We start from the raw sequence: 17,662 nt of genomic DNA, 5'->3' as shown, positions 1-17,662 counted from the left end.
TCAAAAGGGGACGAGGAACATGAATGAATTTCCACAAGTATTAACGATCGCGGGGACCGATAGTGGAGGTGGTGCCGGGGTCATGGCGGATTTAAAAACCATGCAGGCACGGCACGTCTTTGGCACGGCCGTCGTCGTTGCGGTAACGGCGCAAAATACGCTGGGAGTCCAGGACTTTATGGCGTTACCCACCAAGTTAGTTGATGAACAATGCGCGTCGTTAGCCACAGATTTAAAAATTCTAGCTTGTAAAACCGGCATGTTGGCCGATGCCGCTCACGTGCACGCGGTTGTTGAGAATTTAAAGCGTTACGATTTTGGACCACTAACGGTTGACCCGGTGATGATTGCTAAGGGCGGCGCGGCCCTGTTAGCGGATGACGCAATTCAGACCGTGCGTGATGAATTAATTCCCTTAGCCACGGTGGTGACCCCCAACTTACCAGAAGCAGAAAAATTAACCGGGCTGACGATTACCAATAACGCGACGATGGTTAAAGCCGGCCACGCGTTACAGACCTTAGGGGCTAACAACGTCATTATTAAGGGTGGTCACGAAGCGAACCCGCAAACGGCCAACGACTTTGTTTTATTGGCGGACGGGACAGCCTTCTGGTTATCCGCACCGCGGGTGGCAACCGTTCGGACACACGGTACGGGTGACACGTTGTCCGCCTGCATTACAGCAGAATTAGCGAAGGGTCAATCCGTAGCGAGTGCAATCAAAACGGCGAAGGCGTACGTGGCCGGGACGATTCAGGAGACGATTCAAGTGGGCCACGGTCACGGACCGCTTAATCACTGGGCAGCACCCAGTAACGAGGTGACCGTTCATGACGCTTAAATTTAATAAACGACAATTACAGGCGTACTTTGTGTGTGGCACGCAGGACGTACCGGGTAAAGATCTGGAAACTATTGTTCAAACGGCCCTAGATGCCGGCATTACGGCGTACCAGTACCGGGATAAGGGAGCGAGTCAACTGACCGCGCCACAACGGTTGGCGCTTGGCCGGCGCTTACGGCAACGCTGTGCGGCGGCGAAAGTGCCCTTCATTGTGGACGACGACGTAGAATTGGCTTTGGCGTTAAACGCTGATGGAATCCACGTCGGGCAAAAAGATGATCAGGTCACCACGGTTTTGCAACGGGTTGCGGGCAAAATATTTGTGGGATTATCTTGTTCTACCGTTGCGGAGATTGAGATTGCCAACCAAATTGACGGAATCGCGTACATTGGGAGTGGCCCGATTTTTCCAACTACGTCAAAAGCCGATGCCGACCCGGTCGTCGGTTTAGCTGGGCTACGCCAGTTAGTAAAGGTTTCGAAGCGCCCCATCGTCGCGATTGGTGGCATTACCGTTCAAGAATTGGGTCCCGTTGCCCATACCGGGGCGGCCGGTTCCGCGGTGATTTCGATGTTGGCTCAGAGTCCGGACATTGAGCAGACCGTCAACGCTATGTTGGCGGTGACGGAGGTGCGGCCATGAAGTCAGCGGGTATTTTTAAAAGCCAATTTTTACTTTGGCTGGGGGCGGCTATTTCCATCGCAGAAATTTTAACGGGAACCTTAATGGCACCGCTGGGACTGATGCAGGGCTTAGCCGCCATTATACTCGGCCATTTAATTGGCTGCGGCCTCTTTTTAGTTCCCGCTGGCTATTTAGGGGCTAAGTTAAATCAATCCGCCGTAGGAACGGCGCAAATGGCGTTTGGTCGGGGCGGCGTCATGCTAGCTTCTGGATTGAACGCACTACAACTCGTGGGCTGGACGGCGGTCATGATCGTAAACGCGCAACTTGCCATGAACAGTATTAGTGGTAAGTTGTTTAACTTTAAAAGCCCAGTCTTAATGGCGACCATCGTCGCAATTTTAATTATTGGCTGGCTCTTAATGGGAAATCAATTATTATTTAAGATTAATAACGCGGTGGTGGGCTTACTCGTCTTGGGGGCCGGATTAATGTTAGCCATGGTGTTTATGACCCCCGCCACGCACGCAGCGGTGGCGAACACTGCCAACATGACGTTCGGTCAGGCGGTGGAATTAAACGTAACGATGGCACTATCGTGGTTGCCGTTAATTGGGGATTATACGCGGCGGGTGGACCGGCCGTTACCCGTTGCCCTGATCAGTGCGGGGGGCTACTTTTGCGGTAGCCTCGCAATGTTTACGACGGGCTTATTAGTCGTGTTACGCACGGGACAAAGTGACGTTACCACGTTACTGACCCAATCCGGTCTTGGATTGATTGCGCTACTGATCATCGTCTTTTCAACGGTAACGACTACTTTCTTAGATACTTACTCCGCCGCCACTAGTTTAGCCAATTTGACGGGAAATCGGTCAATCAATCACTTAGCCGTCGGGGTGACGGTGGTGGGGTTGATCATTGCGTTAACCGTTGCGATGACTTATTACCAAAACTTTCTGTACTTAATCGGGTCGGTTTTCACGCCACTTTACGCGATTATCTTTGTGACGTACTTTATTCGTCACGCAACGTTGCCGTACTGGTTAAACTTTATCTGGTGGGTGGTTGGCATTGGCGCCTACTATCAATTGCAAAAACTAGACTTCGTTGGGGGTACCACGCTGCTGGTCTTAGTTGGTCTGGGCTTAGCCGTTTATTTGTCGGGCCTGGTTGTAAAACCGGCACCAATTGTCCACGGACTTGCCAGTTGACATTTAAATTGAATAATTTTATGGTGAAGCTAACCGAGTTTTAGCTGATGATCCCTAGGTTCCAGTTTGGTTCCTAGGGATCTTTTTATAAGAGAGAAGGATGAACTGATGACAAAACCCATTATTGGAATCGCACCAGGAACCCTGGTCGTTAATAGTCAGATGTTTCCGGGTCGCGAACGGGATTACGTTAACCGGGATTTTTTGCGATCAATTACCGATAACGGCGGCGTTCCGTTAGTTTTGCCGGTAACGACGGACGCGGAGACGGTCAACCGTTACGTTAGCTTAATTGACGGCTTATTATTGTGCGGTGGGCACGACGTTGCGCCGTTTACATACGGTGAAGAAGCGTTACCTAAGTTGGGTGAAATTGATCCACAGCGTGACGCTTACGAGATTGCCCTCACCAAGGCCGTTCACGCCGCCCATAAACCCGTCTTAGGCATTTGCCGCGGCATGCAGATCATGAACGCGGGTTACGGCGGTACGATCTATCAAGATGTCAGCTACATGCCGGCGGGACAGGGCACACTAAAACATATGCAGGGTCAAACGGCGGCTTACGGGATGCACCACGTAACGGTTGCTCCGGATTCGGTGTTAGCCGGTTATTTAGGGGCAACGACCTTGGCAGTGAATTCGTTTCACCACCAAACGTTACACAAAATTGCGCCCGGTTTTAAAACGGTAGCCACGGCGCCGGATCAGGTCATTGAGGCCATTGAAGCGACGGATGGTGGGTTACAACTCGGTGTGCAGTGGCATCCTGAAATGATGCAACAAGTGAATACCGTTGAGGCCCGGTTATTTGCCGGCTTTGTTAAAGCGAGTCAGCACTAAGGTGGGTCGAAACCAGTAAAAATGGTCGGATTACGATAAAATAAAACCAACAATGTTTCACGTGAAACATTGCGGTACATAGTTAATTTCACAACGAGAGGATTGGGGACCATGGCAGCAAAATTTCAATTTGAACCGACACCGGTCACGGCGTTGGCGGATCAGTACGATGTGATTATTATCGGTTCGGGAAGTTCCGGGTTAGTGAGTGCGGTGCAAGCACATGAACTGGGGTTAAAGCCCGTTATTTTAGAAAAAATGCCTAAGATTGGTGGGAATACCACGCGGGCCTCTTCCGGCATGAATGCCGCGGAAACTTTAGTGCAGCTAGAGCACCACGTTGTGGATAGTTTTGCCGACTTTTACCATGAAACGTTGGTGGGTGGTGGCCGGCAAAATGATCCCGCGTTGCTGGAATATTTTGTGACGCACGGTGCACTGGCAATTGATTGGTTAAAAGCGCACGACATCGATTTGGATGACTTAACAATTACCGGTGGAATGAGTGTTCCTCGCACGCACCGACCCAGTAGTTTGGCCCCAATTGGGGGATTCTTAGTGACCCAACTATTGAAAATCGTGGCGCGGGAAAACATTCCACTATTTACGGCTGTGACGGTCCAAAGTCTTCAACAAACGGCTAACCGTATCACGGGTGTTAGTGTCCAATTAGCAGACGGGACGCAACGTACGCTTACGGCTAAAAGTGTTATTTTAGCTACCGGTGGTTTCGGTGCCAACCCGAAACTGATTGCTAAGTACCGGCCCGATTTAGCTGGTTACCAAACGACGAACCAGCCGGGGGCCACCGGAGACGGGCTTTCACTGGCCGCTGAGGTGGGGGCTCAATTAGTCGATATGGATCAGATCCAAGTCCATCCCACGGTTCAACAAGAGACGCCGCACGCTTACTTAATTGGCGAAGCGGTGCGGGGCGAAGGCGCAATTTTGATTGATGACGCGGGACACCGGTTTGTTAACGAACTGGATACGCGTAAAAACGTAACCGCGGCCATTGACGCGTTACCGACCAAACACGCGACCCTGATTTTAGACGCGGCGGTGCGTAAACGAGTCCCGGCCATTGAATTTTACGACCACGTGGGCTTAGTTGAAACGGGCGCCGACTTACCAGCACTGGCGACTAAAATGGGGGTTCCGGCGCCGGCCCTGACGGCTACGGTGACTCGCTGGAACCAGGCAGTAACGGCACAACGGGATGAAGATTTCAATCGGACGACCGGGATGACCCACGGACTAACCACCGGGCCGTTTTATGCGATTCGCATTGCACCAGCCGTGCACTATACGATGGGTGGTGTAAAGGTTAACGCGCAAACCCAGGTGTTAGATCACCAAGGGCAAGTTATTGCGGGGTTATACGCGGCCGGCGAGGTTGTTGGCGGCCTTCACGGCAATAACCGGATCGGTGGTAATTCGATTGCCGAGACGGTGGTTTTTGGACGTCAAGCGGGCCAACAAGTTTACCGAAATTCGGTCAATTAAAGACAAGTGATGGAACGTTAATTTCTTAATAATGGGAATTAACGTTTTTATTATACGTGGTAAGGCTTTCATCAACGGCGTCGGTTTCGTATAATAAGGATAACTAAGCAGGGGGTGGGGTTGTGAAATCGTTAGAAGTTGGGATGCACGTGACAACCGACGCACAACGAACGTACCGGATTTTGGCCGTGATTAATCGGGGCCGCCGGGTATTAGTTCAAGCGGAATCCGGACACGCTGATGTCCAAATGATGAATGTCAGTGAAATTGTTCAGATAACTGACCAAGACATCACCACCCCCGACGTTCAGCTCGCCACCGTTACGGTAGTGGGCGAGCATTACGTGGCTGACGTGGCAACGACGTTAGCGTCGTTGCACGTTGGGATCCCCGTTCTATTACAGCGTGAACCTGATAATGAGCATGATGACAACGCCATTTCCGTATGGACGCGTGAACATGCCCAGGTAGGTTACGTTGCCCGGTATCAAAACCAAGCGTACGCCGAATTAATGGACCAAGGCAAACTATTGTACGGTGTCGTCACGCAGCTGGACCGGGAGCAGCAACGCGTGGAACTGATGCTGCGCCGGGTCACCGAACATCCTAGTTCGTTCGACGCGTTACAGGTCCGTCAACGAGTAGCGACTAACCGGGGCGCCTTAGCTACTATGCCGGCGAATTTAGTGCGTTCCCCCTTAGGCGACGTGGTCATTACGTGCGACGGGCGGCCATTACCGTATCAAACGGTACCACTAACGCCCTGGCTGACGCCGGCCGATGAGTTAACCGTAACGCACCGGTACTTATTAACGCCGGACTGGTCACGAGTCAATGAAAATAGCGTGGTCACTTGTCAAACGACTGGTAGTGGCCAAGTGATTCAGCGGTGGCAATCTCCGCAAGAAAATGCATTAGTGTTGACCAACGCCGATAGTTTTTACGTGGTCGGCATGAGCGCCGTAACGATGACGGGCCGTAATGATAATTTAGCGGGAGACGCGACGGACCCAACGGCTTTTTACCGGGTCAGTGACGTTGCCGAGCACGTGCGGTTAGGTTTTGTGGTTAGTTGGACGCCGTTTGGTGATCCGCGAGCACAACCGGCGTTGCAAGCAGCGCTAACTTTTCCGGATCAACCGGTTGTGCCGTATTTACCAGTTCCGGCAAATCAAAACCACGCAACGTTTACGCAACAGGAATTGGCGGCCCTGCTGGTCTCCGGGTTGCCCAATTCACAAGGCGACCGGGTGCTTGAACCGAGTGTTTCTGATTTGACCGTTGAAAAAATTCGGGTCACGTTGGGGGACCAAGCGTACCACGCGTTAGCCGGTTATCAGCGCCGGGTTCAATTACTGCCAGGGTGTTTAGAAAACGTTAATACAACGTTAGTCCAAGCCCTCATTCACGCCGTTATTTATCATGAGATTGCGACCATGCACTACTTTGTCCCAACGGTTGGCATGGTGACCCAACCGATTTATCCGCTGCAACTTTTCAGCACGACGGCTAAGGACGATGAACAGCGGCTAGTGGGGTGCTTGGCCTTTTACAATTACGATACGTTTGACATGCAACAGGTCCCCCTGTCGGCCATTGCCAACTTAGCGGTAATTGCGGATCCGGAACATCCCCAAACTACGCCAGCACCGCCTAACCCAGATTGGCGCCAAATTTTTTTGCATAGTTGGAATAGCCAGGATGGAGACTAAGCAGTCAATAATAGTTAAACTGGATTTCAAGCCTAATAAAAAAACGTGCCGTAGTTTAAAATTACAACACGTTTTTTTATTAGGCTTTTTTCAGGTAAGCCTGTGCGGCGGCCAGCATATCGGCGGTTTGTTGGTTAAGCAGTGGGGGTAAGTTGTCGAAATCAAAATAGTCTAAACCAAGGGTCTCGTTGGTGGCGTGATCTAACGCCGCGCCGCCAACTGGCTTGACGAGGTACAGGGCGCTAATAGTTTGGGCAACGTCACCGTTAGGGTACACGGTTTCCCCACGGTCAAAAATACCGATGCGGTCAATAATTTGGACTTTAAAGCCGCTGTCTTCCTGATATTCCCGGACGCAGGCTTCCGCGTAAGTTTCACCATATTCCAAGTAGCCGCCGGGTAAACTCCAGTTATGGGTATCGGTACGCAGGTTTAGCAGGACTTGGTGCTGTTCATTCACTAAAATACCCCCGGCGGTGTTTAAAATAATTGGTTTGTGACCAACGAGGGCGCGAATTTCTTGAATATAATTTGCCATGAGAGGAACCCCTTTTCTTCTTTACTAAGCTTATTATACGCAAAACGGGGTAGTCTGCCGTTTAAGTTGATGAAATTCTACGAATATTGGTTTAAACGGCGTGGGTATTAGTCTATGACCAGTTTACTAGTGCTAAACTAATTTGCGTCACGGTTATTTTTTAGCTAAGATAAAAGTTATATACTATCAAGAATCGATAGATCGTTCTTTGATTTAATGAAAAGAGAGTAATATATGCAAAGAAAATTAAGTACGGGCCAGATGCAAATGATTGCATTAGGTGGCACGATTGGGGTCGGTCTCTTCATGGGGTCGAGCTCGACCATCAAATGGACCGGACCGTCAGTTTTGATTGCCTACGTTGTATCAGGGGCCTTTTTATACCTGATTATGCGGGCACTTGGCGAAATGCTGTACGTGGATCCTAACACGGGTTCGTTTGCTAAGTTTGCTTCCGAATACATTCACCCGGTATTTGGGTTTCTAACGGCGTGGAGTAACGTGTTCCAGTTCGTGGTCGTCGGCATGAGTGAAATGATCGCGCTTGGCGGTTATTGTCGTTACTGGTGGCCGAATTTGCCCGACTGGGTGCCGGGATTGATTGCAATCGCCTTTCTGTGCGCGGCCAACCTAATCTCGGTCAAAATGTTTGGAACCTTGGAAACCTGGTTCTCACTCATTAAGGTGGTTACCATTATCTTGATGATCATTGCCGGTTTAGGATTGATCCTGTTTGGTTTTGGCAATAACGGCCATCCCATCGGCATCAGCAATTTGTGGTCACACGGCGGCTTTTTCACCGGCGGGGTCAAGGGGTTCGTGTTTGCCCTGTCGATCGTCCTGGCATCGTATCAAGGTATCGAGTTGATCGGGGTTACGGCGGGTGAAGCGGAAAATCCCCAAAGTACCCTGGTAAAAGCCATCCGGTCAACGGTTGCCCGAATCCTGATCTTTTACGTGGGGGCCATCTTCGTCATTGTTAGCATTTACCCGTGGGACCAATTAAGTCAAATCGGTTCGCCGTTTGTACAGACGTTTGCCAAAATTGGGATCACCGCGGCAGCTTCAATCATTAACTTCGTGGTGATTACCGCGTCGCTATCCGGGACGAATTCCGGAATTTATAGTGCGAGTCGCATGACGTACACGTTGGCTGAAAATCACCAGTTACCGCGAAAAATGACGTTGTTGAACCGTCACGGGGTACCGTTTTATTCCGTTATCGCAATTTCAGCGGGAATTCTGATTGGAATCGTCCTAAACGTGGTTTTACCGCTATTCTTTAAGGATGCGGGTGAAATTTTTGTGATGGTGTACAGTTCCAGCGTCTTACCCGGAATGGTACCGTGGTTCGTGATTCTCGTGAGCCAAATTGAATTTCGGCGGCAAAACGCGGACAAAATGGCGGGGCACCCGTTTAAGATGCCGTTTTCGCCGTATTCCAATTATTTAACGTTAGCCTTTTTAGCGTTGACCCTGATTTTCATGTTCATCAACCCAGAAACGCGCTATTCCATTCTAGTTGGGGTGGTGTTCCTGGCCGTCATGACCGTGATCTATTTTCGAAAATACCACGGTAAAACTGAAGAAAATCTGTAAGCAGATGGGCCTTCCTGGTAATGGAAGGCCTTTTTGTTTTGCCATTTTTTGCGGTAAAATTAAAACAATCAAGTTTAGAAAGTGGTGGCACGAATGGTTAAACAGGGGCACTATGCCAAAGCTAGTCGGCAAAAAAAGTTGCGACAATTAAAACAGCGACACCAAGTGCACGCGGACCGCGTCATTGCGGACGACGCAATTGTGGAATTTTTACAGGTTCGGTATCACCTGACTCGTGGAAGTAAGCAGCGGCCGGTGGTGCGCAAAACGATGCAACACTTTGTGACCCAGTGGCTAGTGCTTGCCCAAGCAACGGGAACGCCCAGTTGGGACGTGACGACCATTACCAAACAAACCTTGCAACAATTTAATCGCCAATTACCATGGCAGGGCTACGCGCTCGTCAACGCAAACTTGCTGGATTTTCAAGCCTTCTTGTTAAAGGAAGTTCCGGCGGTACCGTTAAAGGTCCGGCTAGGGGTAAGTCATGCATTGACCCCGCTAACGTGGCAAGCATTATTGACGACGCAATTAGCCGTAAACACGTTATTAGGGATGTTTGGTGATCAGCTCGAAAAGGTGACCACAGCCCAAGTTAACCAGTTACGCAGGGGGTTAATCCGGACGGACGGAGCTTTGGATTGGGGCAAGGTTGCTAGCTTAGTTGCCCCGGTAACCATGACGCCCCCGGACGCGGATGTGGCGACGCAAACTTGGTTCACCCAATTGACTAAATTAGATATCGATGATTTTGACTAATTGGTAAAGAATAGGAGGGCCTAAAAATGAAATTTTTAACGTCGGATGGAATTCAGTTAGATTATACCGATGAGGGCAGTGGGCAACCCGTGGTTATTTTGACCGGTTTTGGGGGCTCTAAGGCTATTTGGCACGCCCAGATTCCAGTGTTAGTTCAAGCCGGTTACCGGGTGATTAACTTGGATGGTCGCTGCCAGGGACTATCGGAACACACGGCGAAAGGACCACGGATGAGCCGCCGGGCAATTGACGCCCACGAGTTAATTAAAAAACTGGGACTGGAACGCCCAATTCTACTTGGCAATTCGATGGGTGCGTCGACCTGGTTTGCGTACCTGTCCCTTTACGGTGATCAATACGTGCGGGCCGTGATCGACGTCGATCAAACGCCTAAAATGATTAATACGCCACAATGGCCTTACGGATTCAAAAAGGTGCAGTGGCGTGATTTTCCGGACTACTTCAAATTACCTTTGGGGCGGTCGACGTACAAGCACATTGATGACGACACGTACGACCAAGTAAAGGCGGTCGAAGCCCAAGCACCGTTTGATGCGGGATTGATGTTACCGCTGCTGATCAACCACGCGTTTCAGGATTGGCGGGACGTGGTGGCACAGATTACGGTTCCATTTTTAATTATTGCCGGTGAAAAATCGCCGTATTTTAACCCGGCGTTTGCGGCGGTCACCGCTAAAATGGCGCAAAATGGGCAGAGCGTAATCATTCCGGCCGCTGGGCACATCGTGATGGCGGAACAGTCGGCGGCGTTTAATGAACAACTATTGAATTTTTTGAAAGCGCTTTAAATAAACGAGCTTTACAAATTAGGAGGGCTGGCAATGTCGATTCACAATAATAACTTTTTTTCAAATACGCTGCGGCGGTCGGTGCAGGTTCAAGTTGTTTTACCCGAACCAATGACGTCGGCCGGAACTGTAGCGGCTGCTTTCCGTAGTGGTCACCAGGCGTTACCGACGTTATGGTTGTTGCACGGGCTAGGCGGTGACGCCACGACCTGGTTACGTGAAACGGCGATTGAACGGTTGGCGACGCAGTACCGAGTGGCAGTGGTGATGCCCCAGACCGAGCGGGGATTTTACACGGACATGGTGGCGGGGCCGAAGTACTGGACGTTTATGACGATGGAATTACCAGAACGGATGCGCTACCTATTTCCGTTAAGTGCGAATCCGCGGGCTAATTTCGTGGCGGGAAATTCCATGGGCGGCTACGGGGCGTTGCGTTGGGCGCTCACGTATCCCGAAAAATTTGCCGCGGTGGCGGCGTTGTCACCAGTCACCGATTTAGCCCGGTTTCGAATGGCACAAGCGGCCATTATGCCGGACATGGACGCCGCCTTTGACCCGCAACGGTTAACCGGTACGCCGAACGACGTTAATTGGCTGGTAAAACAGTTACAACCAACTGTGACCCCGTTACGAGTATTGATGACGACTGGCGATCAGGACATGTTGCGCGGAATGGACGTTGCCAGCCGCGAATTATTCAGGACTAAGCTTGGTGATCACTTTACTTGGTGGGAAGGTCCTGGTCGTCACGACTGGCCTTTGTGGAACGAACAGTTACCCGCTGTGATGCATTGGTTGGTGAAGGGGAGTTTCCAAGAGATATAAATGCGCTTACAATAACTGCTAATGTTGATTTTTTAATAGTTGCAAGTTGTAATATCTGTGGGTGATAATAGTGGCATAACTTGAATATGGAGGCAATGAAATGGGAGAACCGTACGGTGTTGGATTAGATATTGGGAGTAACTCGGTCGGTTGGACCGTTGTGGATCAAACGGGGCATCTGATCAAGGTTAAGGGGAAAACGGCGATCGGAGCCCGACTATTTAAGGAAGGTGAGCCAGCCGCGGAACGACGCAGTTTTCGAGCAACTCGGCGACGTTTGAAGCGGGTAAAATGGCGGCTACGATTACTGCGTGAATTTTTTGACCAACCTGTTAGTAAGGTGGATGAGGATTTTTTTGCCCGGCGAAAGTATTCAGCTGTTTCACCACGGGATCTTCAGTACAATGGCCTAGCTAAAACGTTGTTCAATGATCGAACGGATAAAGCATTTTATGATCAGTACCCAACGATGTACCATCTGCGTCAAGCTCTGATGACTGAGAAACGTCAATTTGATGTTCGTGAAATATATCTGGCGCTACATCACATCGTGAAAAGTCGGGGAAATTTTCTACGCAATGGTTCTGTAGCGGACTACCAAACTGTAAAACTTCAACTGGGTGCTAAATTTAAAGCCATCAATGAACTTTGGGCGCAAATTGATATTAGTTTAAACCTCCAGTTAACTAATAATCAAAAAGATTTACAAAGCATCAAGCAAATTTTAGTTCGTAACGATTTATCACGTAGCGATCAGCAAAAACAAATTACGCCATTATTAGCCCCAATCACCGGAACAACGGCGGACTTAAAGAAGCGCCAAAAAGCGGTAATTAGTGAATTTGCCAAAGCCCTAGTTGGAAACAAAGCTAAGGTGGATGTTTTGACCGTTACCGAGGTTGACGCGAATGCGAAAAAGGACTGGGCCTTTGAAATGGGTGACAGTCAGGACGCTTTACCGATTATTGAAAAGGACATGTCAAATTTAGCACAGGAATTAATGGCATCAGTCATAGAATTATACGCAGCTGTTAATTTGGCACAATTAATTCCTGAGGGTAAGTCATTTTCACAAAGTATGATTGATAAATATAACCACCATCATGATGATTTGGTCTTGTTTAAAGCTTATTTAGATAGCCAAACAGATATTGTACGGAAGCACGCTATTCGGACCACGTATGACCATTATATTGATGGTGTTAAGAGTAAATCGGTACCACAAGCTGATTTTTATAAGGAATTAGAGAAATTTATTAAACTTGACGCGAGTGAAAATGAGTTTGCAGCAAAAATTCAACAGGCAATTTCAATTGAAGAATTTATGCCAAAGTTACGAACCAAACAAAATGGTGCCATCCCGTATCAAGTACAACAAAATGAGATGGATCAGATTATTAGTAATCAAAAGCGATACTACCCATGGTTAGGCGAAGCCAATCCGGTTAAGAAACGTCAGGGAAAATTTCCGTATAAGTTGGATGAATTAGTTGGTTTTCGAATCCCATATTACGTTGGGCCGTTAATTACCTCAGAACTGCAGGAAAAGACGGCTAACGCCCAGTTTGCATGGATGGTTCGTAAGGGAAAGGGACAGATTACGCCGTGGAATTTTGAGGAAAAAGTAGACCGAGAAGCGTCGGCAACTCAATTTATTCAACGAATGAAAACGACGGATACGTATTTGCTAGGAGAAGACGTCCTTCCACAACATAGTCTAATTTATCAGCGATTCATGGTACTTAACGAATTAAATAAGATTAAAATTGATGGTCAACCCATTACGGTTGCGCAAAAGCAACGGTTATATGAGCAGGTTTTTAAACAAAAAAAGACGGTCAGTGTAAAGGTTATCCAACGTAATTTAGTAAGTGCTGGTGAGTATCCGGTGGAGCCTAAAATCACGGGCTTAGCAGATCCCAAACAATTCAACAGTTCATTATCAACCTATTATGATTTGAAGAAGATCATCCCAGAAGCTTTAATTGATTCAGTGAAGCAGGATGATATCGAAAAAATTATTATGTGGTCGACCATTTTTGAAGATAATGAAATTTTTATGACTAAGTTAACCACGATTACTTGGCTATCTGAAGCTCAACGTAAAGCCTTAAGTCACTTACGTTATCGTGGTTGGGGTCAACTATCTAAAAAGTTGCTAACGTCGTTTAGAGATGAAAATGGGCGTTCAATTTTGGATGAGCTGTGGGCAACTAATCATAATTTTATGGAATTACTTAGTCAGGAATCAATTGCAAAACAAGTTACTGCGGCTAATTCCGTTGATTTACATGAGTCAGATTTGCAAGATACAATCAATAGCTTGTATACTTCACCGCAAAATAAAAAAGCGATTCGCCAAGTCATGCTCGTACTGGCGGATATAACGAATGCCATGCATGGTCAGGCACCGAGTCATGTATACATTGAAGCTGCACGGGGTGGGGGCCAAGTAGGCCGTCGAATTCAAGCACGTGCCAATCAAATTCAAAATGTCTATAAAACTACGGCCAAAGAAATTGTTGATACGGATGTTAAAGCCGAGTTACAGACTAAAGTGAAAGATAAAGCGACGTTTACGGACCGCCTAGTCCTTTATTTTATGCAAAATGGGCGTGATTTATATACGGGTAAATTGATTAATATTGATCAGTTATCAAATTACGATATTGATCACATTTTGCCGCAATCCTTAATTAAAGACGATTCACTGGACAACCGGGTATTGACTAACGCCGTGCTTAATCGGGAAAAGGACGATAATTTTGCTAGTGAAAAGTTTGGTGACCGGATGGGTGGCGAATGGCGGAAACTACACCAGGTTGGGTTGATCTCTAGTCGAAAATTACGTCATTTAACGTTACGTCGGAACGAAATTAATAAGTACGCTGAGGGTTTTATCCACCGGCAATTAGTTGAAACACGTCAGGTTATTAAACTGATTACTAGTTTAATTGACGCGAAATACCCGGAGACGGCCATTGTATCCGTCAAAGCAGATCTAACGCACCAATTTAGAGAAACGTTTAATTTTCCTAAAGTTAGAGAAATCAATAATTACCACCACGCTTTTGATGCTTATTTGACGGCGTTTATTGGTAATTATTTACTACGGCGGTATCCGAAGTTAGAACGTTTCTTTGTTTATGGTAAGTTTGCCAAGGTACCGGTGACTATGAATCGGTTTAACGTAATTGAAAAATTAAAGTCGGTTACAAAACCAATTACCATTGCGGAAACGGGAGAGGTACTTTGGGATAAGGACCGCGATTTAGCCATGTTTGCCAAAATCTATAACTTTAAACGGATTTTAGTGAACCGTGAAGTTTATGGAAGTAACGCGGCCATGTTTAATCAGACACTGTACAAGGCTTCGGATAATAACTCTAAAACATTAATTCCAAAGAAAAAAGGGATGAATACGGACATCTATGGGGGTTATTCAAGCGAAAAATCGGCTTACTTGGCTATTGTGAAAGTACCCAAGAAACAGAGTTTTGAATTTAAGGTTATGGGAATTGCGACGCGTCAGTTATCACAAATTAAACAATTGGTAGCTAGCGGGAAATCCGAAAAAGAAGCGGTTGAGGTAGTGATTGCACCGAAGTTTGAACGGTTTGATAAGAAGACTAATGCAATGACTCAGGATGAATTTGAGGTTGTTCTTCCAAAGGTTAGATTTGAACAAGTTTTTCGCGATGACTTTAAAGGGAAGGTTCACCGGTTTGCATTAGGAACTAATTTTTATTATCACAATATCCAAGAATTAATATTGAAATTAGGTGTTCAAAGAAAATTACGAAGGAAGGAAGCAACGTCAAATGATTTAGACCAGGTGTTTGATGCTACGATTAAACAAGTAAAAAGATATTTCCAATTGTATGAAAATCGAGGATTTAGAAAAAAACTGCTATCAAAAGTGGATGATTTTAAGCAAATTAATGATCTTGAACTTAAAAAAGCAGTGCTAAATCAGTTGTTTATTGGACTTCATGCTAACGCTACACTGGGCGATTTACGCGAATTAGGACTCGGAAAAGACTTCGGAAAATTAATGTTATCCGGCGGAATCAAGTTAACAGAGAACGCGGAAATCATTTACCAATCACCAACCGGATTGTTTGAACGAAAAGTTGCTTTGAAAGATCTTTAAAACAAAAAAGGTGCCACCAAGTAACTGGTGACATCCATGTACATATGTAGGGCCCAATAAATGCATAGATGCAAGGACCTCAAAAGGTGAAACTCGACTAAAAGTCTTGTTTGATCTTGACGCTAGTAGTCATATCAATAAGGATTAAAAATTGATACAGGTTAATAGTAGCACAAAAAATTAAATAGGCAAGAAGGAATGAATATGGGATGGCGAAACATGGTCATTACACAGCATGCAAAGGTTTCGTATTCAAATAGGTTGTTAATTATTCAAACGGATCAGGATAAGTACCACGTGCCAATCACGGATTTACAATTACTGTTAATTGGGACTACCCAGGCAGTTGTGACTACTTCGGCTGTGTGTGCTTTAGCCGAAGCCCACGTTAAAATTGTTTTTACGGACCATCAGGGTGAACCGGTTTGTGAAACTAATGATTATTATCCAACTAGACGAACTGCTGACCTAGTTCGTAAGCAAGTTGCTTGGAGTACGCAACGGGTTGAGAACTTGTGGACTAAAATTACGGCTAGTAAAATTACTAATCAAATACAGGTAATCGATTTTATTGGTGGCGACTCACAGGAATTGAGTGATGAACTGGATAAGTTGGAACTAAACGACGCGACGAATCGTGAAGCCGTGGTGGCTAATAAATATTTTACTTTATTGTTTGGTGATGAATTTCATCGCAGAAACTTTGATCCGGCTAACGCCGCACTGAATTATGGGTATGCATTGTTACTATCACTAGTTAATCGCGAGATTGTTTCCAATGGCTATTTAACCTGTATCGGAATTCACCATGTGAATAATGAAAACGAGTTTAACCTGGGATCGGATCTAATGGAACCATTTCGGCCCATTGTGGATCAGTGGGTCAGTCAACAAAAGTTTATCGAGTTGACACCAGATGTGAAGATTGGACTTGTAGCGTTGTTGAGCGTTGAAATTAATTTTAATGGTCAACAAACGTATCTAAGCAATGCTATTAGTCAACATGTTGCTAGTTGTTTACATTTTTTGAGTGAAGAAACGGATGAAATCAAGGTAGAGGTGATCTTACCAGATGAGGTATCGAGTCATGCGATTAATAGTCATGTTTGATGTGCCAATGGATACGTCTGAACAGCGACGGGCGTACCGGCGATTTCGAAAAGCACTGATTGGTGAAGGCTTTTTAATGATGCAATATTCAAATTATGTGCGCGTGTGTGTCAATAAGAAGGCGGCACAATTTGTCGAAAAAAGAATCACACCGTTGGCACCACCGGGTGGTAAAGTTCAGACGATGACGGTGACTGAAAAACAGTACCAAGCCATGCATTATATCGTGGGGGAGCCAAGTACGGATATCACGAATTCGTCGGAAAGGACTATTGTCATATGAATTTGACGTATTATCCTTTTAGACCTTTTCATGTAGAGCCGGGAAAAATTAATGTAATTGATACTGGAAGCAGCAAAATGTATTTTGATTTGATTCAAGGATTTGAAGATCGTACGGATACTATTCGGGTGAGTGACGATAACCTTGAGTTGAAAACCATAGCCAGTCAATGTAGTTGGTATGGGGATCTGATGCTAACGGTAGATCTGAACCACTTGTTTAAACAGAAAATCCAACAGCGAATCATTGAATTAATGGTTGACAATCAGCAAGTAGCACTACTTGAAAGTGGTAGTAAAATGGTTTCACAGGTAACAGATGCTAGTTTTTTGATGGATTTACCGTTAGAAGTGACTGAGTTACCTAATATCGACAAGATCATGAAGTTTGTGGGAATCTCGTTTCCAAAAACGTTGGCGGAGAATGCCAGTGAAATATTGGAGACCTTGATTCAAACGCACGTTGAATTAGGTAGTCAAAAATGTATTGTTTTGACAAACGTTAGCCATTACGTCACCACTAAGCAGTTAACAGCAATTAATCAGTTATTAAAGGAATTACAGGCAACTTTACTTATCATTGAATACTCAGAATTAAAGCGAGTGAAGAAGTTTCGAAATTCCTGTTATTATTACGTCGACAGCGATTTAGTAGATTGGCGTGATATGAGTTAATTAGATAAGGATTAGGATATGACGGTCTTGAATAGTAGTCATATTAATAAGGATTAGGACGGTTAGGGGTCGTTTGCATGGTTGAACGTGGTCTTGAATAGTAGTCATATAGGATTTGAAACGATATTTATAGTCCTGTTTTGTTGTACAATAAACATGATG

Annotated in this window: 15 protein-coding genes; 14 read left to right on the top strand and 1 reads right to left on the bottom strand. The window is 46.4% G+C overall.

The genetic code is table 11. The annotated features are described in order from the left end of the window. The first annotated feature begins 19 nt into the window (after positions 1–19). From thiD to D1831_RS05050, 6 genes are all read left to right on the top strand, one after another. Entirely contained in the window at positions 20–844 is an 825-nt protein-coding gene (thiD, locus tag D1831_RS05075; RefSeq protein WP_125071845.1) for a bifunctional hydroxymethylpyrimidine kinase/phosphomethylpyrimidine kinase, read from the top strand. Further along, positions 834–1,490 carry a thiamine phosphate synthase gene (gene thiE / locus D1831_RS05070; RefSeq protein ID WP_125071844.1) on the top strand — a complete coding sequence of 219 codons (657 nt, stop codon included), beginning with the start codon at positions 834–836 and terminating at the stop codon, positions 1,488–1,490. Before thiD ends, thiE begins: the two co-directional genes overlap by 11 nt. After that, positions 1,487–2,686 (top strand): putative hydroxymethylpyrimidine transporter CytX, encoded by a 1,200-nt coding sequence (gene cytX, locus D1831_RS05065; protein WP_125071843.1) that lies wholly within the window; start codon positions 1,487–1,489, stop codon positions 2,684–2,686. The genes thiE and cytX overlap by 4 nt, the downstream gene beginning before the upstream one ends. 108 nt (positions 2,687–2,794) lie before the next feature. Beyond that, positions 2,795–3,529: a gamma-glutamyl-gamma-aminobutyrate hydrolase family protein gene (locus D1831_RS05060; RefSeq protein ID WP_125071842.1), complete on the top strand. Its 735-nt coding sequence runs from the start codon at positions 2,795–2,797 to the stop codon at positions 3,527–3,529. A gap of 111 nt (positions 3,530–3,640) precedes the next feature. Next, on the top strand, positions 3,641–5,035 hold the full coding sequence (locus tag D1831_RS05055) for a flavocytochrome c (protein ID WP_125071841.1): 1,395 nt from the start codon (positions 3,641–3,643) through the stop codon (positions 5,033–5,035). Between the two features lie 122 nt (positions 5,036–5,157). Then, positions 5,158–6,747 carry an HIRAN domain-containing protein gene (locus D1831_RS05050; protein WP_125071840.1) on the top strand — a complete coding sequence of 530 codons (1,590 nt, stop codon included), beginning with the start codon at positions 5,158–5,160 and terminating at the stop codon, positions 6,745–6,747. 79 nt (positions 6,748–6,826) lie between these two features. On the opposite strand, the gene D1831_RS05045 is transcribed toward D1831_RS05050, so the two are convergent. Then, a complete protein-coding gene (locus tag D1831_RS05045) occupies positions 6,827–7,285 on the bottom strand; it encodes an NUDIX hydrolase (protein ID WP_125071839.1) in 459 nt (152 codons plus the stop codon). Positions 7,286–7,519: 234 nt separating this feature from the next. Between D1831_RS05045 and D1831_RS05040 the strand changes: the two genes are divergently transcribed. The 8 genes from D1831_RS05040 to csn2 all read left to right on the top strand — a co-directional run bounded on the left by D1831_RS05040 (position 7,520) and on the right by csn2 (position 17,500). Further along, positions 7,520–8,884 (top strand): amino acid permease, encoded by a 1,365-nt coding sequence (locus D1831_RS05040; RefSeq protein ID WP_125071838.1) that lies wholly within the window; start codon positions 7,520–7,522, stop codon positions 8,882–8,884. 93 nt (positions 8,885–8,977) lie between these two features. After that, positions 8,978–9,643, top strand: a complete 666-nt coding sequence (locus D1831_RS05035; protein WP_125071837.1) for a hypothetical protein — start codon at positions 8,978–8,980, stop codon at positions 9,641–9,643. Positions 9,644–9,669: 26 nt separating this feature from the next. Beyond that, on the top strand, positions 9,670–10,452 hold the full coding sequence (locus D1831_RS05030) for an alpha/beta fold hydrolase (protein WP_125071836.1): 783 nt from the start codon (positions 9,670–9,672) through the stop codon (positions 10,450–10,452). A gap of 33 nt (positions 10,453–10,485) precedes the next feature. Beyond that, a complete protein-coding gene (locus D1831_RS05025) occupies positions 10,486–11,280 on the top strand; it encodes an alpha/beta hydrolase (protein ID WP_125071835.1) in 795 nt (264 codons plus the stop codon). Positions 11,281–11,380: 100 nt separating this feature from the next. Beyond that, positions 11,381–15,433: a type II CRISPR RNA-guided endonuclease Cas9 gene (gene cas9 / locus D1831_RS05020; protein ID WP_125071834.1), complete on the top strand. Its 4,053-nt coding sequence runs from the start codon at positions 11,381–11,383 to the stop codon at positions 15,431–15,433. A gap of 204 nt (positions 15,434–15,637) precedes the next feature. Continuing rightward, a complete protein-coding gene (gene cas1, locus D1831_RS05015) occupies positions 15,638–16,543 on the top strand; it encodes a type II CRISPR-associated endonuclease Cas1 (RefSeq protein ID WP_125071833.1) in 906 nt (301 codons plus the stop codon). Then, positions 16,521–16,826, top strand: coding sequence for a CRISPR-associated endonuclease Cas2 (cas2, locus tag D1831_RS05010; RefSeq protein ID WP_125071832.1), 306 nt, complete (start codon positions 16,521–16,523; stop codon positions 16,824–16,826). The genes cas1 and cas2 overlap by 23 nt, the downstream gene beginning before the upstream one ends. Next, complete coding sequence (csn2, locus tag D1831_RS05005; protein ID WP_125071831.1) at positions 16,823–17,500, top strand: type II-A CRISPR-associated protein Csn2; 678 nt, start codon at positions 16,823–16,825, stop codon at positions 17,498–17,500. The genes cas2 and csn2 overlap by 4 nt, the downstream gene beginning before the upstream one ends. The last annotated feature ends 162 nt before the right edge of the window (positions 17,501–17,662 follow it).

The sequence above is a fragment of the Lactiplantibacillus garii genome (assembly GCF_003885105.1).
Lineage (GTDB): Bacteria > Bacillota > Bacilli > Lactobacillales > Lactobacillaceae > Lactiplantibacillus > Lactiplantibacillus garii.
The sequence above is the reverse complement of the archived record's forward strand: the minus strand, read 5'-3'. Positions and strand labels throughout refer to the sequence as shown.

Bases quoted from the DNA above. Each gene is read 5' to 3' on its own strand.
- thiD (WP_125071845.1), top strand. From the start codon at position 20: ATGAATGAATTTCCACAAGTATTAACGATCGCGGGGACCGATAGTGGA.
- thiE (WP_125071844.1), top strand. From the start codon at position 834: ATGACGCTTAAATTTAATAAACGACAATTACAGGCGTACTTTGTGTGT.
- cytX (WP_125071843.1), top strand. From the start codon at position 1,487: ATGAAGTCAGCGGGTATTTTTAAAAGCCAATTTTTACTTTGGCTGGGG.
- D1831_RS05060 (WP_125071842.1), top strand. From the start codon at position 2,795: ATGACAAAACCCATTATTGGAATCGCACCAGGAACCCTGGTCGTTAAT.
- D1831_RS05055 (WP_125071841.1), top strand. From the start codon at position 3,641: ATGGCAGCAAAATTTCAATTTGAACCGACACCGGTCACGGCGTTGGCG.
- D1831_RS05045 (WP_125071839.1), bottom strand. From the start codon at position 7,285: ATGGCAAATTATATTCAAGAAATTCGCGCCCTCGTTGGTCACAAACCA.
- D1831_RS05040 (WP_125071838.1), top strand. From the start codon at position 7,520: ATGCAAAGAAAATTAAGTACGGGCCAGATGCAAATGATTGCATTAGGT.
- D1831_RS05035 (WP_125071837.1), top strand. From the start codon at position 8,978: ATGGTTAAACAGGGGCACTATGCCAAAGCTAGTCGGCAAAAAAAGTTG.
- D1831_RS05030 (WP_125071836.1), top strand. From the start codon at position 9,670: ATGAAATTTTTAACGTCGGATGGAATTCAGTTAGATTATACCGATGAG.
- D1831_RS05025 (WP_125071835.1), top strand. From the start codon at position 10,486: ATGTCGATTCACAATAATAACTTTTTTTCAAATACGCTGCGGCGGTCG.
- cas9 (WP_125071834.1), top strand. From the start codon at position 11,381: ATGGGAGAACCGTACGGTGTTGGATTAGATATTGGGAGTAACTCGGTC.
- cas1 (WP_125071833.1), top strand. From the start codon at position 15,638: ATGGGATGGCGAAACATGGTCATTACACAGCATGCAAAGGTTTCGTAT.
- cas2 (WP_125071832.1), top strand. From the start codon at position 16,521: ATGCGATTAATAGTCATGTTTGATGTGCCAATGGATACGTCTGAACAG.
- csn2 (WP_125071831.1), top strand. From the start codon at position 16,823: ATGAATTTGACGTATTATCCTTTTAGACCTTTTCATGTAGAGCCGGGA.